This is a genomic window from Glaesserella sp., from assembly GCF_041814905.1.
Taxonomy (GTDB): Bacteria; Pseudomonadota; Gammaproteobacteria; order Enterobacterales; family Pasteurellaceae; genus Glaesserella.
Window position 1 is genome coordinate 16,120 of record NZ_JBGXYA010000009.1, and the last position, 17,147, is coordinate 33,266.

17 protein-coding genes are annotated in these 17,147 nt (G+C 43.5%); 4 read left to right on the forward strand and 13 right to left on the reverse strand.

The genetic code is table 11. The annotated features are described in order from the left end of the window. Nucleotides 1–72: 72 nt before the first annotated feature. From ACEYJ7_RS01095 to ACEYJ7_RS01105, 3 genes are read right to left on the reverse strand one after another with little or no spacing between them, the layout of a single operon-like run. Entirely contained in the window at nucleotides 73–348 is a 276-nt protein-coding gene (locus tag ACEYJ7_RS01095; protein ID WP_373777186.1) for a deoxyribose-phosphate aldolase, read from the reverse strand. A 45-nt stretch (nucleotides 349–393) separates the two neighbouring features. Then, a complete protein-coding gene (locus tag ACEYJ7_RS01100; RefSeq protein WP_373777187.1) occupies nucleotides 394–858 on the reverse strand; it encodes a glycine zipper 2TM domain-containing protein in 465 nt (154 codons plus the stop codon). A gap of 32 nt (nucleotides 859–890) precedes the next feature. Further along, on the reverse strand, nucleotides 891–1,505 hold the full coding sequence (locus ACEYJ7_RS01105; RefSeq protein WP_373777188.1) for a VOC family protein: 615 nt from the start codon (nucleotides 1,503–1,505) through the stop codon (nucleotides 891–893). A gap of 39 nt (nucleotides 1,506–1,544) precedes the next feature. On the opposite strand from ACEYJ7_RS01105, the gene argS reads away from it, so the two are divergent. After that, nucleotides 1,545–3,272, forward strand: a complete 1,728-nt coding sequence (gene argS, locus ACEYJ7_RS01110) for an arginine--tRNA ligase (RefSeq protein WP_373777189.1) — start codon at nucleotides 1,545–1,547, stop codon at nucleotides 3,270–3,272. Between the two features lie 220 nt (nucleotides 3,273–3,492). Here argS and ubiB read toward each other — a convergent pair whose 3' ends face one another. Genes ubiB through ubiE form a run of 3 tightly spaced genes read right to left on the reverse strand, consistent with a single transcriptional unit; the run spans nucleotide 3,493 to nucleotide 6,585 of the window. Next, complete coding sequence (ubiB, locus tag ACEYJ7_RS01115) at nucleotides 3,493–5,124, reverse strand: ubiquinone biosynthesis regulatory protein kinase UbiB (protein ID WP_373777190.1); 1,632 nt, start codon at nucleotides 5,122–5,124, stop codon at nucleotides 3,493–3,495. A gap of 27 nt (nucleotides 5,125–5,151) precedes the next feature. Continuing rightward, entirely contained in the window at nucleotides 5,152–5,781 is a 630-nt protein-coding gene (locus tag ACEYJ7_RS01120) for an SCP2 domain-containing protein (protein ID WP_373777243.1), read from the reverse strand. Nucleotides 5,782–5,811: 30 nt separating this feature from the next. Next, nucleotides 5,812–6,585, reverse strand: coding sequence for a bifunctional demethylmenaquinone methyltransferase/2-methoxy-6-polyprenyl-1,4-benzoquinol methylase UbiE (ubiE, locus tag ACEYJ7_RS01125; RefSeq protein WP_373777191.1), 774 nt, complete (start codon nucleotides 6,583–6,585; stop codon nucleotides 5,812–5,814). 116 nt (nucleotides 6,586–6,701) lie between these two features. Here ubiE and hemG point away from each other — a divergent pair, with 116 nt between their 5' ends. Next, nucleotides 6,702–7,229, forward strand: coding sequence for a menaquinone-dependent protoporphyrinogen IX dehydrogenase (hemG, locus tag ACEYJ7_RS01130; RefSeq protein ID WP_373777244.1), 528 nt, complete (start codon nucleotides 6,702–6,704; stop codon nucleotides 7,227–7,229). Nucleotides 7,230–7,375: 146 nt separating this feature from the next. Continuing rightward, nucleotides 7,376–7,777 (forward strand): large-conductance mechanosensitive channel protein MscL, encoded by a 402-nt coding sequence (gene mscL / locus ACEYJ7_RS01135; RefSeq protein ID WP_373777192.1) that lies wholly within the window; start codon nucleotides 7,376–7,378, stop codon nucleotides 7,775–7,777. Nucleotides 7,778–7,866: 89 nt separating this feature from the next. Here mscL and ACEYJ7_RS01140 read toward each other — a convergent pair whose 3' ends face one another. The 5 genes from ACEYJ7_RS01140 to yidC all read right to left on the reverse strand — a co-directional run bounded on the left by ACEYJ7_RS01140 (nucleotide 7,867) and on the right by yidC (nucleotide 12,397). Beyond that, nucleotides 7,867–8,616, reverse strand: a complete 750-nt coding sequence (locus tag ACEYJ7_RS01140; protein WP_373777193.1) for an amino acid ABC transporter ATP-binding protein — start codon at nucleotides 8,614–8,616, stop codon at nucleotides 7,867–7,869. Nucleotides 8,617–8,619: 3 nt separating this feature from the next. Continuing rightward, complete coding sequence (locus ACEYJ7_RS01145) at nucleotides 8,620–9,303, reverse strand: amino acid ABC transporter permease (protein WP_373777245.1); 684 nt, start codon at nucleotides 9,301–9,303, stop codon at nucleotides 8,620–8,622. A gap of 22 nt (nucleotides 9,304–9,325) precedes the next feature. After that, the gene (locus tag ACEYJ7_RS01150) at nucleotides 9,326–10,108 is read right to left on the reverse strand and encodes an amino acid ABC transporter substrate-binding protein (protein WP_373777194.1); all 783 of its coding nucleotides are present in this window, start codon (nucleotides 10,106–10,108) and stop codon (nucleotides 9,326–9,328) included. Between the two features lie 109 nt (nucleotides 10,109–10,217). Then, nucleotides 10,218–10,679, reverse strand: coding sequence for a YchJ family protein (locus tag ACEYJ7_RS01155; protein WP_373777195.1), 462 nt, complete (start codon nucleotides 10,677–10,679; stop codon nucleotides 10,218–10,220). A 71-nt stretch (nucleotides 10,680–10,750) separates the two neighbouring features. Continuing rightward, entirely contained in the window at nucleotides 10,751–12,397 is a 1,647-nt protein-coding gene (gene yidC / locus ACEYJ7_RS01160; protein WP_373777196.1) for a membrane protein insertase YidC, read from the reverse strand. Between the two features lie 300 nt (nucleotides 12,398–12,697). Between yidC and ACEYJ7_RS01165 the strand changes: the two genes are divergently transcribed. After that, entirely contained in the window at nucleotides 12,698–14,920 is a 2,223-nt protein-coding gene (locus ACEYJ7_RS01165) for an NADP-dependent isocitrate dehydrogenase (protein ID WP_373777197.1), read from the forward strand. 147 nt (nucleotides 14,921–15,067) lie between these two features. Here ACEYJ7_RS01165 and qseC read toward each other — a convergent pair whose 3' ends face one another. Both qseC and ACEYJ7_RS01175 read right to left on the reverse strand, forming a co-directional pair. Further along, nucleotides 15,068–16,438 carry a quorum sensing histidine kinase QseC gene (gene qseC / locus ACEYJ7_RS01170; protein WP_373777198.1) on the reverse strand — a complete coding sequence of 457 codons (1,371 nt, stop codon included), beginning with the start codon at nucleotides 16,436–16,438 and terminating at the stop codon, nucleotides 15,068–15,070. Continuing rightward, on the reverse strand, nucleotides 16,425–17,096 hold the full coding sequence (locus ACEYJ7_RS01175; RefSeq protein ID WP_373777199.1) for a response regulator: 672 nt from the start codon (nucleotides 17,094–17,096) through the stop codon (nucleotides 16,425–16,427). Before ACEYJ7_RS01175 ends, qseC begins: the two co-directional genes overlap by 14 nt. Nucleotides 17,097–17,147 lie beyond the last annotated feature (51 nt).

Here is a 17,147-nt window from a genome sequence, read left to right on the forward strand (position 1 = left end):
TTTTGCAATTTTATGCCAAATTCAGGCACAAAAAAACCTCGAACGAGTCGAGGTTTTTTCTATCACATCAAATTATTTGAATTCATAACGACGAATCGTTTTTAAATCCGCATCTTCTTGATTGTACGTATCGGCAACGACAACTCGAGCACCTACTGCCGCATGTGCGTCATACGCACGTGTTAAGGTAACAAGTTCACCATTGTCTTTTTTTACGGTTAGTTCTTCTACGCCCGGAGAAACGGTTTTACTGCTGATAACGGTTGCATTGCCTTTATTCGAATAGACATTTGCCGTACATGCAGCCAAAACCGCACTCATTAATACAATCAAAGATAATTTTTTCATGTGATGTCCTTATGATATAAAAAATAAAAGAAAGAAATGAATGAATTATAAAATCGAAACGTTGAGATCCGAGCTTGAACCCACGATTCTCACGCGTTTACCCGGAACGAATCCTTCCTCTTTTTTCTGAACAACAGCAATTTCTTTGCCATCGTCTTTACGAATAACCATTTCCAACGCAGTGACTTGGCTTGCTTTTTCTTCTACTTTGCTACCAATCATTGCACCTGCAATTGCACCAACTGCGGCTGCCAGGGCTTCCCCTCTGCCGCCGCCAATAGCTGAACCGGCAATACCGCCGACTACACCACCGCCGACAGGACCGATGATTCCGGAGTTCTCCGCTTGAATTTTTACTTCACGTACTGACACGATAGTCCCGTAGCTGATTGATCGCGCTTCTTTTGCTTGATCGCCACGATAAACATTGCCACCATATACATCGGTATTTGCACAACCGACCAGCAATAAGCCAGACATAAATGCCGCTGCTAAGCCACATTTTTTCATATTTATTCTCCAATTAAAAAATTCAGAGTTCATTACTCTGAACAAATGACGTGCTTTATATCATAAGGATGCAATTTTAGACAACAATTATTACCGGAAGTTAGTGATTTTATTGTAAATGTGATCGCAATCGTTGGGTTCGGTAATTGTTCGCCTTTCACCTGTGGTTGGCTGATTTTTAACTGAATGTGCGGGTTGGTTTCCAGTTTGAAATGTGCAAGTGTGCGGGCAACCCATTGCTCAGCCGTTTCATCATTTAGTCTCGGAAATACCGCCTCAATATGTTCCCAGCCTTGCTCCGGATAAATTTTGCCTTTCGGAAACGGTAATTCAATCACATCAACGGGTTGCCCGCAAAATATTAACGGTTGATTCAACTTAAACAAGCCGATCGAACGTCCGTTTACTTCGCTCTCTTTCAACAATTTGCTGCCTTCAAGCAGCATTGTACGCCATGTTCGGGCAGTTTCGTTGTCGTTCATTCTGACGGCTAAGTGATCGATATGTAATGATGTTAAGTCGATCCCTGAAACTCGGGCTATTTGTATGATATTGTCTTCAAATCGGTTAAGTTCGCCGAAACAAGCGGTCAGTTTCATGAAAAAATTTGCAAATTCTGAGCTTTTAGCGGGGTTTTTTAGTATCATTGCATTCATTTTTGTATCTGGAAAATAATAGGTTAACTTGTGAATATTCAACACATTCTATCGGAAAAAATTAAGCAGGCAATGATTGCAGCGGGGGCTGAACAAAACGTTGAGCCGTTAGTTCGTCAATCAGGAAAACCGCAATTCGGTGACTATCAAGCAAACGGCATAATGGGAGCGGCAAAAAAATTAGGTATCAATCCGCGCGAATTTGCTCAAAAAACGTTGGATAACGTTGAACTTAACGGTATTGCGGATAAATTGGAAATTGCCGGTCCGGGATTTATTAATATTTTCCTCAATCCGATATGGCTTGCTTCCCAAGCACAGCAAGCATTAAATGATGCACATCTTGGCATCGCTCGCAACCAAAACCAAACCGTGGTCGTCGACTACTCTTCGCCAAATGTGGCGAAAGAGATGCATGTCGGACATTTACGCTCCACTATTATCGGCGACGGAGTGGTGCGTGCGTTAGAATTTTTAGGCAATAAGGTGATTCGTGCCAACCATGTAGGCGATTGGGGAACTCAATTCGGTATGTTGATCGCCTATCTTGAAAAAATGGAAAACGAACACGCTTCCGAAATGGAATTAAGTGATTTAGAAGCCTTCTACCGTGCGGCAAAAGCGCATTACGACAGTGATGAAGCTTTTGCAGAAAAAGCGCGCAATTATGTGGTGAAACTGCAAGGCGGAGATGAATATTGCCGTACGATGTGGAAAAAATTGGTGGATATCACCATGCAACAAAACCAGCATAACTACGAACGGTTAAATGTGACTCTTACCGAAAAAGACGTGATGGGAGAAAGTCTATACAACCCGATGTTGCCAGGTATTGTCGCGGATCTAAAAGCGCAAGGTTTAGCGGTAGAAGATGACGGTGCATTGGTCGTATTTTTAGATGAATTCAAAAACAAAGACGGTGACCCGATGGGGGTTATCGTACAGAAAAAAGACGGTGGCTTCCTTTATACGACTACCGATATCGCCGCAGCCAAATACCGTTATGAAACGTTGAACGCTGATCGTGCATTAGTATTTTCCGACACTCGTCAAAGTCAACATATGCAGCAAGCGTGGTTGATTACCCGCAAAGCGGGCTATGTACCGGAGTGCTTCAGCCTTGAGCATCATAATTTCGGAATGATGTTAGGCAAAGACGGCAAACCGTTCAAAACTCGTACAGGCGGTACGGTAAAATTGGCGGATTTATTGGATGAAGCGGTAGAACGTGCAGAAAAACTGATCGCAGAGAAAAATCATAGTTTAACCGTCGATGAATTAAATGCGGTTGTTGAAGCGGTGGCAATCGGAGCTGTGAAATATTCCGATTTATCTAAAAACCGTACCACCGACTATGTGTTCGATTGGGATAATATGTTGAGCTTTGAGGGCAATACCGCCCCTTATATGCAATATGCTTACACACGTATCCGCTCGATCTTCAGTCGTGCAGGTATCGAGCCGAGCTGTCTTTCCGGCAATATTGTATTAACCGATGATAAAGAACGCGCTTTAGCATTGAAGCTTCTACAATTTGAAGAAGCCGTCACCGCCGTTGCCAAAGACGGTACACCACACGTGTTATGCCAATATTTGTATGAATTGGCGGGCATATTCTCCGGTTTTTATGAAGTTTGTCCGATTCTCAATGCGGAAGAAAGCGTGAAACAGAGCCGTTTACAATTAGCTCATCTCACCGCCCAAACCTTAAAGCAAGGTTTGGATCTATTAGGAATTAAAACCGTCGAGAAAATGTAGTTTTTAAGAATAGTAGCGAGAGCAAATGCTTGCGCTACTCGTATGTACCTTTGCTCAAAGTTCAAGCAAAACACTTCTCCTGATTCCACACGTTATTATATCGAATGTATAGATGGTTTTCGTGAAATAGTTGTTTCACTTTCACCCTGTCCGAAAGGGATAAAAAAACGCTTGTAGAATTTCTTCTACAAGCGGTCTGTTTGGGGAAAAGTTTTGCAAATTACTTTCTACACGCTCTCGTAAGTAAGGCAAACTCAGCGATAATGAGCGGGGCGCTAAGCCATAGCGGGAGTGATTCAAACTTCCAAAAGGTGGTAATAATGATGGCACCGAGAATAGTTAAGCGGATGAAACTGCTGCTACCGTTTTGGTTTTTTAGGCTTTGATTAATTTCGCTGAGGCGTAAATTAATCTGTTTTTGTTGCTGTAACGCTTGGAACATTGCCTCCGGAAACTCGGCAAAATGTTCTCTGAATTGAGGCGCACGCTGTTTTAAATCGCGCCACATTGCTTTAAAACCAACCTGTTCATTTAGCCAATCTTGTAAAAACGGTTTTGCTGTTTGCCATAAATCTAATTGCGGATAGATTTGGCGCCCTAAGCCTTCGATATAGAGCAACGTTTTTTGTAGTAGCACTAATTGCGGTTGCACTTCCATATTAAATTCACGTGCAACATTGAACAGATTCAGCAAAACGTGCCCGAAAGAGATTTCCGACAAGGGTTTGGCGAAAATCGGTTCACACACTTCGCGGAAGGCTTGTTCAAAGGCGTCGATATCCGTGTCGGCAGGCGTCCAGCCCGATTCTACGTGCATTAACGCCACACGGCGGTAGTCACGGTTAAAAAATGCGACAAAACTTTCTGCCAGATAGCGTTTGTCATTTTGGTTGAGCGTACCGACAATACCGCAATCAATACCGATATATTGTGGATTTTCCGGGTGATTCGGGTTGACGAAAATATTGCCCGGGTGCATATCGGCGTGGAAAAAGCTGTCGCGGAAGACTTGGGTAAAAAAGACCTGAACGCCACGTTCCGCCAATAATTTCATATTGGTGCCGTTCGCTTCCAGTTCGGCGACATTCGCCACCGGAATGCCGTAAATGCGTTCCATAACGATCAGATTTTTGTCACAGAAACTCGGATACATTTCCGGAATATAGAGCATTTCGCTGTTTTCAAAATTCGCGCGTAAGCGGACGGCATTCGACATCTCTTTGCGTAAATCCAGTTCGTCGAGCAAGGTTTTTTCATATTCGCGGATCACTTCGACGGGGCGTAAGCGCTTGCCCTCTTTATTCAGACGCGGAATCCAACTTGCCAAGAGGTACATTAAATCAATGTCGTCTTTAATTACGCCTTCAATTTCAGGGCGAATCACTTTTAATACCACTTCTTGACCGGCAAAGGGCTGAGATTGATTAAATCGTGCGGTATGTACTTGAGCAATGGAGGCGGAGGCAAGCGCCTGCTCATCAAAATCATCAAACCAAGTTTCGAGCTTGTCGCCCAACGTGTGTTCGATAATTTGGCGGGCAAGCTTGCCGTCGAACGGTTCGACCGAATCTTGCAATAATGCTAATTGGTCGGCAAGTTCTGGTTCAAATAAATCACGGCGAGTAGAAAGCATTTGTCCGAGTTTAATCCAAACCGGTCCAAGTTCTTGTAATGCTAATCGTAACCGTACGCCGAAAGGCTGATTCGGGTATTGGTTTTTCACCCAACAGAGCGATTTACGCCCAAAACGTACCGTGCGAGTGAGCGGAATATCAGGAATGACCTCGTCAATGCCGTAGCGCAGAAAGGTATGAATAATATGATAAAGGCGGCGGATATTTTTAGCTTTCATTAATCAATCGATAGTTCTTTAAGTTATTTAACGCGGCAGTAATTTTGCAAATTTTTGCTCTAAACGGACCGCTTGTTGCTCCAGTTCGCTGACTTGATCGCAAAAATCGGCGATTTGCAAACGGTGAACCAGCACCGGGCGCTCCACCAATAAATTATCCACCAGATATTGGCTGTCTTGTTGAAACTGCCGTTTAAGTTTGTCAAAAATACCTTTTGCAAAATCGGTGGAAGATTGGGAGATGACATCTCCGACAAACGGTGAGAGCAGTTCCGCAGGATCTTTTTCCAACTCATCTAACAGCGCAGTGAAATGTTGTAAAACTTGAATATCACCTTGTAATATCAACGACTTATTATTAATTAACTCGGTCAGTTTGGTTTTATCGGCAAGTTTAGGTAGCGCCGTTACTTCAAGTTTAATGGCACAACTTGCTTCGCCTTCGTAATTTCCTAATAAGTCGATACGGCTTTCGCTGAAAAAGAGAAAAAGGTGCGCGTTCGGTTGAGTTAATTGAATTTCCAGTATTTTATCGTCAAGTTTGCGTAATATCGGCAATGCGGAAGGTGAACGGTTAATTAACGCATTGAGTGCCGTTTCTAGCGCTCCGACTGCAAATTGAGCAAACATCAGTTGTTGGGTAACTGTTTTCATCATCATTCCAAATAGTCAGTGACAATAACAACGCTAAAACTTATAACCTCGATGTAATGCTACAATTCCGGCGCTGAGATTATAGTAATTGACGTTCTCAAAGCCGGCATTTTCCATCATTGTTTTCAGTTCGTCCTGTTTCGGGTGCATTCGGATAGATTCGGCGAGATAACGGTAGCTATCACCGTTATTCACCACTAATTCCCCCACTTTCGGTAAAATATTGAAGGAGTAAAAGTTATACACTTGGCTGATGGGGTCGATAATCGGTTTGGAGAATTCCAAAACCAGTAAACGTCCGCCCGGTTTCAATACGCGGAACATGGAACTTAACGCTTTATCTTTGTCGGTGACATTACGTAAACCAAAGCTGATTACAATACAGTCAAAAGTATTATCGGCAAAAGGCAGAGATTCCGCGTTTGCTTGTACGTAATTCACATTGCCGACGACGCCTAAATTGCGTAATTTCTCTCGTCCGACTTGGAGCATGGAGCTATTGATATCGGCGAGTACCACTTCACCGCTTTCGCCCACCATTCGTGAGAATTTGGCTGTGAAATCGCCGGTTCCGCCTGCCAAGTCCAATACTTTTTGCCCTTTACGTACGCCGCTGCAGTCGATGGTAAAACGTTTCCACACGCGGTGAATACCAAATGAGAGCAAGTCGTTCATTAAGTCGTATTTACCGGCTACGCTGTGGAACACATTGGCAACTAACCGCTGCTTTTCGTCTTTGGCAACGGTTTTAAAGCCAAAATGAGTCGTTTCATTTTGTGGTTGTTGAGGAGATTGTGTGTCGTTCATAGTGTTAAATATGTATCCAAAAAATTAGGCGTACCATAACAAAAAAGCGGTTTGATTTCCTTAACATTTTACAAAATCTGTTAAGATAGCGACAAAATATTCTGGGAACGATAATGATGAAAACCTTAATACTTTATTTAACTCGTGACGGGCAAACTCAAAAAATCGCGGAGAAATTGGCGCAGGATTTAACCGGAGAAGCGGAGGTGCTTTCTTTACGGGAAAATATCGAAATAAGTGTGGAAAAATTAGCGGAATATGATTTGATCGTAATTGGTGCCTCTATTCGTTACGGTCATTTTGATCCGTGTTTAGAGCCATTTATCACCAAACATTATCCGTTATTAAACCAAAAGAAATCGGCATTTTTCAGTGTAAATTTAACCGCCCGTAAATCTAACCGTAATACACCGGAGACAAATGTCTATACCCGAAAATTATTAGCGCGAATCCAATGGCAGCCAACATTAGTGGAAGTCATTGCCGGTGCATTGCTTTATCCGCGTTATAAGTGGTTTGATCGTGTGATGATTCGCTTTATTATGAAAATAACCGGCGGTGAAACGGATACAAGTAAGGAAGTCGAATATACCGATTGGCAGCAAGTTAAAATATTCGCGCAGCGTTTACAAAAAATAGTGTAATTAATACCTATCAATATATTGTTATTAATTGTATAAGCGTAAATTTTGTTAAATTTTTACTCAAAAGGGCGAATTAGATTATAATAATTGCCTGCCAAATTTCAGGCAGTTTATTTTTTATTCATTTTTGTGTTTAAGGAAAAGTAATGAGTATTTTAAAAGAGTTCCGTGAATTTGCGGTAAAAGGTAATGTTGTTGACCTAGCAGTCGGTGTGATCATCGGTGGTGCTTTCGGTAAAATCGTTTCTTCTTTGGTAAGCGATGTGATTATGCCACCGATCGGTTTATTAATTGGCGGCGTGGATTTTAAAGATCTTGCAATCGTTTTAAAACCGGCACAAGATGGTGTGGAAGCAGTGACATTAAAATACGGTGCATTTGCTCAACATGTTTTTGATTTCTTAATTATCGCAATCGCTGTGTTTGCAATGGTGAAAGTGATCAACAATCTGAAGAGAGCGCCAGAGCCTGAGCCGGAAGCTGCTCCTGAGCCGACAGCGGAAGAGAAACTGCTTACTGAAATCCGTGATTTGTTAAAAAATAAATAATCGCAGATTAAAAATAAAAAACGCGAACTTCGGTTCGCGTTTTTTATCGGAATTTGCAAATTATTGTCGATAGCTGACCGCTTGTAACGCTAATCGGCACGAATACGGTGTAAGAATCGTTTAGTACGCTCATGCTGCGGATTTGCAAATAAGTCTTTCGGGGAGCCTTGTTCAACAATTTCGCCGCCGTCCATCACAATCACTACATCCGCGACATCCAAGGCAAATTTCACTTCGTGAGTGACTACGACCATTGTCCAGCCTTCATTTGCCAGCGCTTTCATGGTATTTAGCACGTCTTGTACCAACTCCGGGTCGAGAGCCGATGTCGGCTCATCAAACAGCATTAATTCCGGTTGAATCGCGAGCGCTCTGGCAATCCCTACACGCTGTTGCTGTCCGCCGGAAAGTTGAAACGGGTAGAGATCCATTTTATCCGCTAATCCAACCTTCGTAAGTAACGCTTCTGCTTCGGCTCGCGCTTGTTCTGCGGGTTTACCTTGTACAAAAACCGGTCCTTCCATCACATTTTCAAGAGCGGTTTTATGCGGAAATAAGTTATAGTTTTGAAACACCATGCCCGATTTACGTCTTAGGGCTAGGATATCTTTTTTGATTGATTTTGCGGAAAAATCAATTTTAAGCGGAGCGTCGTTGTTAAATTCAATCGTACCTTGTTCCGGCATTTCCAATGCATTTAAACAACGCAAGAAAGTGGTTTTTCCGGAGCCTGAAGGACCGAGAATAACGATCACCTGACCTTTATCGATATCTAAATTAATACCGCGTAAAATCGTATTGTCACCGAAGGATTTATGAATATTTCGAATTTTAATCATCGTTTATTTCGCCACATATCGATCAAATCGTTTTTCTAAACGGGCTTGAATTAAAAACAGTACCCAGCAATAGCACCAGTAAATGACGGCAGCTTCAATATATACCGGTAAAAAGTCGTACGACATATTGGCAACCTGCTGGGCAACACGGAACATTTCAGTTACCGTAACGACTGATGCCAATGACGTATCTTTGAATAAACCGATAAATGTATTACTTAACGGCGGCACGGCAACACGGAATGCTTGCGGAGCAATAATTCGGCGAAAGGTCTGCATATATGTCATACCGATGGTATAGCCCGCTTCCCATTGCCCTTTCGGCACAGAAAGGATTGCGGCGCGGATCGTTTCAGATCCGTATGCTCCGATATTTAACGAAAAACCGATAATGGCCGCCGGAATCGGATCGATAAAGATCCCGATCGCCGGTAATCCGTAAAAAACGATACAGATCTGTACCAGCATCGGTGTGCCGCGAATGATCGAAATATAGGTTTTAACGAACAGAGTAAGTAAGCGATGAAACAAACTTCTTGACAGGCTAACGCGCACCAAAGCGACCGCTACGGCGATCACCATACCGATTAAAAAAGAAGCGATGGCAAGCGGAATAGACACGAGTATTGCCGCTTGTACCATCGGTAAAAAACCGTTTATGACCAATTCCGCACGGGCATCGGTCATAAACGGTAGGGACGTTAATATACTATTTAACACTAATATCTTTTCCGAAGAATTGTTCACCTAATTTTTTCAACGTACCGTCTTGCTGAAGTTCTACGACTGCGGCACTGATTTTAGCTAAGGCTTCATCATTTCCTTTATTGGCAATGAAACCGGCTCCGATTTTTTCGTTCGACTCCCAAACCGGTTTTAAGCCGGAGTTCGGGTTTTTCTTTAAATAATCTAATAATGCTAACGAATCATTAAACGTCACGTCCGCACGTTTTTGTTGAATTAACAGCAAACCTTGCGCCATGCCGTCAATCGGTACGATTTCCGCTTCATATTTACGTGCCATTTCACCGTAGTTAGAACTTAATGTTTGTGCTGCTTTCAAGCCTTTAACATCTTCCGGCTTAGTAATTCGGGTTTCGTCATTGCGCGCTAACAACATCGCCCCTGACCAACTGTACGGCTCGGATTTATCAAACGTTGCTTGGCGTTCCGGAGTGGTTAAACCGACTTGGTTTGCGACTAAATCAAAGCGTTCACCTTTTAAGCCGGCGAGCATAGCATCCCATTGAGTCTCTTTAAAATCGATTTTTACGCCGAGTTTTTCTGCGACAGCGCGAGTCACTTCCACATCGTAACCGGTTAATTTACCGCTGGCATCATGATAAGTGAAAGGAGCATAAGTTCCTTCGGTTCCAACGGTGATCGTACCTTTATTATTGATACGCTCTAACAGGCTTTCTTTTGCCGTCGCTGAAACGGAAGTTATCAGAGCAAGTGCGGATAATGTAATAACTGATAGTTTTTTGAACATAATAGAATCCTTTTAATAGGTAAAATTAATTTTTTGCAAATTTAAGGGTAAAACGGACCGCTTGCAAATAACCAAATGGAATATCTAACAATTAAATAGATATACCAAGTTAAAGGATTCCGCAACAGTGTTTAAATTTTTTGCCTGAGCCGCAGATACAGGGCTGTTTTTGTGAAGGACGAGGCACGGTGGGATCAACAAAATACCAGCGTCCGTCTATCCGTACAAACAAAGATAATTCGTGATGCGCTTGTCTTCCTTCTTCAGCGTGAAACAGTGCGTTGAATTCAACCGTACTATGATTTTTGCTCAGGTTCGGTTGGTGAGAAAGTATTTCTAATCCGGCCCATTGGGTTGTTCTTCCCCATTGTTCCATCGCATCTTGGTTAAGCAGTTTTTGTTGGCTCGGCACTGTTGTCGCAACGAGATAAGCAATGTTTACTTGCGTATAAGCTGCATAACGCGAACGCATTAACTGTTCTGCCGTTTCCGGCAATACTGAACCTAAGTGGAACGGTTGGCAGCAATCGCTGTAGCGTTTGCTGGATTGGCAGGGGCAAAAGGTTGTCATATTTTTCCTTATCATATAAAAAAACCTGCATTATTTCACAATAACGCAGGTTTTGATTTTATTTTGTCAGATTATTTTTTAGTACGGGTGTGTAAACCTTTCTTCTCTAAATTACGATAAATGAGCCATTGTTGGACAATTGTAATTAAGTTTGAGGTTAACCAGTAAAGCACTAAGCCGGATGGGAACCACAAGAAGAAAACGGTAAATAGCACTGGCATAAATGTCATGACTTTTTGTTGCATTGGATCGGCAATCGGGGTTGGAGACATTTTTTGTAATAGGAACATCGAACCACCCATTAATAACGGCATGATGTAATACGGGTCTTGTGCCGATAAGTCCTGAATCCAGCCGAAGAATGGCGCATGACGTAATTCTACCGCTTCCATAAAGGTCCAATATAATGCGATGAAAATCGGCATTTGTAGTAGAATCGGTAAACAACCGCCCATTGGGTTCACTTTTTCTTCTTTATAAAGTTTCATCATTTCTTGGCTCATGCGTTGACGGTCATCACCGAAACGCTCACGCATTTCTTGAATACGCGGCTGCAACATCCGCATTTTTGCCATGGAGGTGTATTGCGCTTTGGTTAACGGATAAAGTATGGTTTTAACCACGATAGTGACGCAAATAATCGCTAAACCCCAGTTAATCACGACTTTTTGAATATTGGTTAATAACCAGAAAAGCGGTTTAGCAATAAACCAAGCCCAGCCGTAGTCTACGGTGAGGTCGAAGTTATTTGCAGCTTCTGCCATTGCCGACTGATCTTTCGGACCGGTCCATAAATGGCTGGTGATTGTCGCTTCACTGTTCGGTGCAACTTGTGTAATCGGACCGCGATAACCTATTGTGCCAATGCCGTTTGCGGTGCGGCTATAAAGGTTGTTATCTACATCTTGATTAGGGATCCAGGCTGAAACGAAATAGTGTTGCAAAATGGCTGCCCAACCGGCTTTCGTATCGATCGACAAGTTTGCTTTCGCCATGTCGTCAAAGCTGTATTTTTTGTAGTTCACTTCAGAAGAAGAATAAGCGCCACCGGTATAGGTCGGCATAGCAAAGTTGCCTGAACTGTCGATTAAGGTATGTTTTAACTGACCGTACGGTTGAAGTTCGAGCGTTTCTGCCGTCGGGTTGTTGATCGTATAGTTCACCGCGATATCATAGCTGCCACGTTTTAATACGAACGTTTTGGTGTAAGTGACACCATCTTTCTCAAACACGAGCGGTACGCTTAATTCGTTCTGACCGTCTGTTAACGTGAATTTGTCTGCGCTTGTTTGATATTGCGCACGGCCGGCATTGGTATCAATTCCGTTTTTGCCGACTAAACCGCTTTGTGCAACGTACAGTACTTTACCGTTGTCTTGTAATAATTCAAAAGGTGTATTTGAATTTAATTCCGCGTTATATTTTAACAAATCAGAATCAACCACATCACCGCCTAAAGTATCAACGGTTAAACGTAGTACATCCGTTTCAATGGTAATGGTTTTACCTTTAGTTGATTGTTCGTTAATCGCTGACGCTGCATTGGAAGACGCGGGTACATCACCGCTGGATTGTGCGGCAGCTTGTTGTGCTTGAGCTTGAGCATGGGCTTGCTTTTGAGCCTGGATTTCCGGGTCAAAATCTTGTTGCCATTGTGTAAAAATCAAAAATGACACAAGAAGCAAACCCATAATCAGTAAACTACGGTTTGAGTTCATTTTAGGTTCTCTGTGGTTAAAGTGAAAAGGCGGTAAGCCACCGTGAAAAGCAACTATTCTAATATAGGTTGCCGAACTCTCCAATGGCCTTTTGCAAATTTTAGTGAGAAAACGACCGCTTGTAGCGCTTTGCAGGCGGTCGGTAAAGTGCAAAATCATTGAACATTATTGTGATGTAATTCAAAAAAATAACAAAAATGTAACAAATATCCGCCAAAAAGTGTGGATTTATGCCATAATTTCAACTACCGCATTCGGCGGCAATGACACATAGCAAAACATCTCTTTTAGGAGGTTCTTGTGAGCCAAAAAAATACCATTATCTATACTCATACCGATGAAGCGCCCGCTTTAGCTACTCAGTCTTTACTACCGATCATTCGCGCTTTTACAAAAAGTGCCGATATTGATGTCGTGCTTTCCGATATTTCATTAGCCGGTCGTATTATTGCCTCTTTCCCTGAATATCTGAACGCCTCGCAGCGTATTCCTGATGCGTTAGCCGAATTGGGCGAGTTGGTGACAAAACCGGAAGCGAACGTCATTAAATTGCCTAATATCAGTGCTTCCGTGCCGCAACTGGTTGCAGCAATTACCGAATTAAAATCGCAGGGGTACAACTTGCCTGACTATCCGTCGGATCCTCAAACGGACGAAGAGAAATCGGTACGCGAGCGTTATGACCGAATCAAAGGCAGTGCGGTAAACCCAGTATTGCGCGAAGGAAACTCTGATCGTCGAGCACCAAAAGCCGTGAAAAATTTTGCGAAAAAATATCCGCACGGCATGGGCGCATGGAGCAAAGACTCCAAATCACACGTTGCGACAATGCAGGGCGGAGATTTCTTTGCAAACGAGCAGTCGGTGACGGTAGCGGCGCCGACAACGGTTTCTATCGTATTTACCGATAAAACCGGTCAAAAAAGCGAATTACGCAAACCGTTAGCATTAAAAGCCGGTGAAATTATTGATGCGACAGTCATGAGCAAAAAAGCGTTAGTCACGTTTTTAAATGAGCAAATTGCGGATGCTGCCGCTAAAGGCGTTCTGTTTTCTTTGCACATGAAAGCAACAATGATGAAAGTGTCCGACCCGATTATTTTCGGCCATGCAGTGAAAGCCTACTTCGCCCCGGTATTTGAACAATTCGGTGAACAATTAGCTGCCGCCGGTGTGAATGTGAATAACGGTTTCGGCAATTTGTTGGCAAACTTAGATAAATTAGACGCAGCGACCCGTAGCGCCGTTGAAAATGCTATCGCGGCGGTATATGCGCACAACCCTGATTTAGCTATGGTTGATTCCGACAAAGGCATTACCAATTTACACGTGCCGAGCGATGTGATTGTCGATGCGTCTATGCCTGCGATGATTCGTAATTCAGGTCGTATGTGGGATAAAAACGGTGAAGCACGTGACACCAAGGCCGTTATTCCGGACAGCAGCTATGCAGGCGTATATCAAACCGTGATTGATTTCTGCCGTGAACACGGTGCTTTTGATCCGGCAACAATGGGGACAGTACCCAATGTCGGTTTAATGGCGCAAAAAGCCGAGGAGTACGGTTCGCACGATAAAACTTTTGAAATCGCAACGGACGGTGTTGTTCAAATCGTGGATGACAAAGGCAATGTGCTAACTTCTCACCACGTGGAAGCAGGCGATATTTGGCGCGCTTGTCAAACCAAAGATGCGCCTATTAAAGACTGGGTGCAGTTAGCGGTCAATCGCGCTCGTTTAAGTCAAACACCGGCAGTGTTCTGGCTGGATAAAAACCGTGCGCACGATCGCAGTTTAATCGCCAAAGTGAACCAATATTTAGCGGAATCGGACACCGAAGGCCTGGATATTCAAATTCTTTCACCGGTTGAGGCGTGTTTATTTAGCTTGAAACGTTTGAAAAACGGCGAAGATACCATTTCTGTGACCGGTAATGTGCTACGCGACTATTTAACCGATTTGTTCCCGATTTTAGAGTTGGGTACCAGCGCTAAAATGTTATCGATCGTGCCATTAATGAACGGTGGCGGTATGTTTGAAACCGGTGCCGGCGGTTCAGCGCCGAAACACGTTCAACAATTCATCGCGGAAAACCATCTCCGTTGGGATTCTTTAGGCGAATTCTTAGCTTTAGCGGTGTCGTTAGAGCATTTGGCGCAGAAAAACGGCAATGCGAAAGCGCAAGTGTTAGCAGATACTTTAGATACGGCAACGGAACAGTTGTTATTAAACGACAAATCGCCGAAACGCAAAGCCGGTCAATTAGATAACCGCGGTAGCCATTATTTCCTCGCGCGCTACTGGGCGGAAGCTCTTGCGGCACAAGAGAAAGACGTTGAATTAAAAGCGCGTTTTGCGCCGATTGCCGACAAATTAGCCGGTGGGGAAGCTCAAATCCTTGCGGAATTAAATCGTGTTAGCGGTGCTGTGGATATTGGCGGCTACTATGCGCCGAATCCGCAAAAAACGGCGCAGGCAATGCGTCCAAGTGCAACGCTAAACGCAGTCATCGATTCGTTGTAATCTGCGTTATCTATCATTGAAAAACAAGCGGTCGGAATTTGCAAAAAATTTGCAGATTTCGACTGCTTGTATTTTTATCTAGCTTTGGAGTCAATACCGTCTATCGTACCGAATTGCAAAATATTGCTGCAATCAGACCGCTTGTCGTTACAATAAAATGGTGACTTTCAAACCTTTTTCACCGTTTATGTCATAGCCGTTTTCCACCTTCAGGTTGAAATGATGTAGCTCGGCGATACGCTGTACAATCGATAGCCCTAAGCCGCTACCTTTTTCATTTTGCCCGGCGGGACGATAGAAACGTTGTCCGAGTTTTGCCAAATCGACGTCATCTACGCCGCCGCCGTTATCTTCTACAATAATCTGACGCTTATTGAGGCTGATTTTCACCGTGCTGCCTTCCGGACAGTAACGTAACGCGTTGTCAATCAGGTTACGCAACATTAATGACAGCAACAATGGTTGACCGTTTTTCACATCCGGTGTGGCGATATGTTCGAATTCCAGTTCTATATTACGTTTTTGCGCACTGAAGTAGAGTTCGCCGATTAATGACGGAATCAATTTATCCCAATGAATCTCTTCAAGCCCTTCCAACGCTTTTAAATTATCCAAACGGGAAAGGGTGAGCAGCTGCTCAATCAGCTGTGTTGCACGATTAATTCCTTGAGTCAGATTGCCTAGCGCCTTTTCACGCAGAGCGATATCGTCACCGGCAATTTGTGCGATTTCCGTTTGGATTTTTAATGCGGCAAGCGGGCTACGCAGTTCGTGGGCGGCATCGGAAGTAAACCGCCGCTCTCTGAGTAACATGGTCGATGTTCTATCAAAAAAGTGATTTAAGCTGTTGACCAAAGGTAATATTTCTTTCGGCACTTCCGTTGAAAGCGGGCTGTTATCGTCAGGCGCCCGCTGTTTGACTTGTTCGCCGACACTTTTTAATGTTTGTAATTCTCGATTAATTATCCAAACAATTAAACCAAGCAGTAAGGGTAAACTGGCAAACCAGATCCACATTTGGCTAAACACCATGTCCGGCGTGAGATCATTGCGGTAGTCGAGTTCCTGCCCGACCGCCACTAAAAAACGATCGTTTACGGGTAGCCAGAAAATTCGCCATTCATCGTCATCCTCGGAATTTAATCGGGATATGGTAAAACCGCTGGCTTTTTCAAAAGGAAAATTTGCTCCATTGTTACCGTCGCTGAGTACCATTTCCCCTTGAGCGGTAAAGATAGCAAAGGCTAAAGCATCGTCATCAAATTTTGCTTTTTTGAATTTTTTATGATGTTCGCCTGTATATGGGCGTTGAGATTTGCGTTCTACCAGTAATGTACGAAGATCAGAAGAGGCGAGGCGCTGTGCAAATAAAATCTGATGGGCATCAAAGACTTTATTGACTTCGTGGCGAACTTGAACCCATGCAATTGCGGTGGAAACCAGCCAAATCAATACTGCCGTGCATGAAATCACGACGATTAAGCGAAAGCGTAGGCTGGTATTTTTAATAAGTTTCATCGTGTTTTCCTAAGGCATAGCCTACGCCGTGAACGGTACGAATAAATTGTTTTCCTAATTTTTGGCGTAAATTGTAAATATGGACTTCCAGCGCGTTGCTGCTGACTTCATCGTCCCAAGTATAGAGTTTTTCCTCAATCGCCGAACGGGTCAACACGCGGTCTTTGTTCAGCATAAACAGCTCGAGCAGATTATATTCGCGGGTCGTCAGCGTCACTTCTTCATCGCGTAAAAAAACTTTGCGTTGGTTCGGATCAAACTTAACCAAACTATGTTCAATAACCGGATTGGTATGGCCATAGCGACGGCGAATCAGTGCTTGTAAGCGGGCAACCACTTCGGCAAGAGCGAACGGTTTACAAAGATAATCGTCCGCACCGCGTTGTAAACCGGTAATGCGCTCGTCTAAGGTATCGCGGGCGGTTAAAATCAAAACAGGGACATCTTGATTGGCTCGGCGCCAGTTTTGTAACACATCCAAACCGTCCATTTTAGGTAAGGTGAGATCGAGTACAACGGCATCATAAGGCGCAGAGTCAATGGCATTTAAGCCGGTTTTTCCGTCGGTAAACCAATCGACACTGAATCCCGATTTGGTTAACCCGAGTTTTAAGCCTTCACCGATTAACGAATCGTCTTCAATTAATAAAATTCTCATTGCTCACCTCTCATTCAAACGGAAAAAGTGGCATTACTGCCACTTTCTACC

What these genes read in the sequence shown, in the direction of transcription:
- ACEYJ7_RS01095 (WP_373777186.1), bottom strand. Translation starts at nt 348, where the DNA reads ATGAAAAAATTATCTTTGATTGTATTAATGAGTGCGGTTTTGGCTGCA.
- ACEYJ7_RS01100 (WP_373777187.1), bottom strand. Translation starts at nt 858, where the DNA reads ATGAAAAAATGTGGCTTAGCAGCGGCATTTATGTCTGGCTTATTGCTG.
- ACEYJ7_RS01105 (WP_373777188.1), bottom strand. Translation starts at nt 1,505, where the DNA reads ATGATACTAAAAAACCCCGCTAAAAGCTCAGAATTTGCAAATTTTTTC.
- ubiB (WP_373777190.1), bottom strand. Translation starts at nt 5,124, where the DNA reads ATGAAAGCTAAAAATATCCGCCGCCTTTATCATATTATTCATACCTTT.
- ACEYJ7_RS01120 (WP_373777243.1), bottom strand. Translation starts at nt 5,781, where the DNA reads ATGATGAAAACAGTTACCCAACAACTGATGTTTGCTCAATTTGCAGTC.
- ubiE (WP_373777191.1), bottom strand. Translation starts at nt 6,585, where the DNA reads ATGAACGACACACAATCTCCTCAACAACCACAAAATGAAACGACTCAT.
- hemG (WP_373777244.1), top strand. Translation starts at nt 6,702, where the DNA reads ATGAAAACCTTAATACTTTATTTAACTCGTGACGGGCAAACTCAAAAA.
- mscL (WP_373777192.1), top strand. Translation starts at nt 7,376, where the DNA reads ATGAGTATTTTAAAAGAGTTCCGTGAATTTGCGGTAAAAGGTAATGTT.
- ACEYJ7_RS01140 (WP_373777193.1), bottom strand. Translation starts at nt 8,616, where the DNA reads ATGATTAAAATTCGAAATATTCATAAATCCTTCGGTGACAATACGATT.
- ACEYJ7_RS01145 (WP_373777245.1), bottom strand. Translation starts at nt 9,303, where the DNA reads ATGACCGATGCCCGTGCGGAATTGGTCATAAACGGTTTTTTACCGATG.
- ACEYJ7_RS01150 (WP_373777194.1), bottom strand. Translation starts at nt 10,108, where the DNA reads ATGTTCAAAAAACTATCAGTTATTACATTATCCGCACTTGCTCTGATA.
- ACEYJ7_RS01155 (WP_373777195.1), bottom strand. Translation starts at nt 10,679, where the DNA reads ATGACAACCTTTTGCCCCTGCCAATCCAGCAAACGCTACAGCGATTGC.
- yidC (WP_373777196.1), bottom strand. Translation starts at nt 12,397, where the DNA reads ATGAACTCAAACCGTAGTTTACTGATTATGGGTTTGCTTCTTGTGTCA.
- qseC (WP_373777198.1), bottom strand. Translation starts at nt 16,438, where the DNA reads ATGAAACTTATTAAAAATACCAGCCTACGCTTTCGCTTAATCGTCGTG.
- ACEYJ7_RS01175 (WP_373777199.1), bottom strand. Translation starts at nt 17,096, where the DNA reads ATGAGAATTTTATTAATTGAAGACGATTCGTTAATCGGTGAAGGCTTA.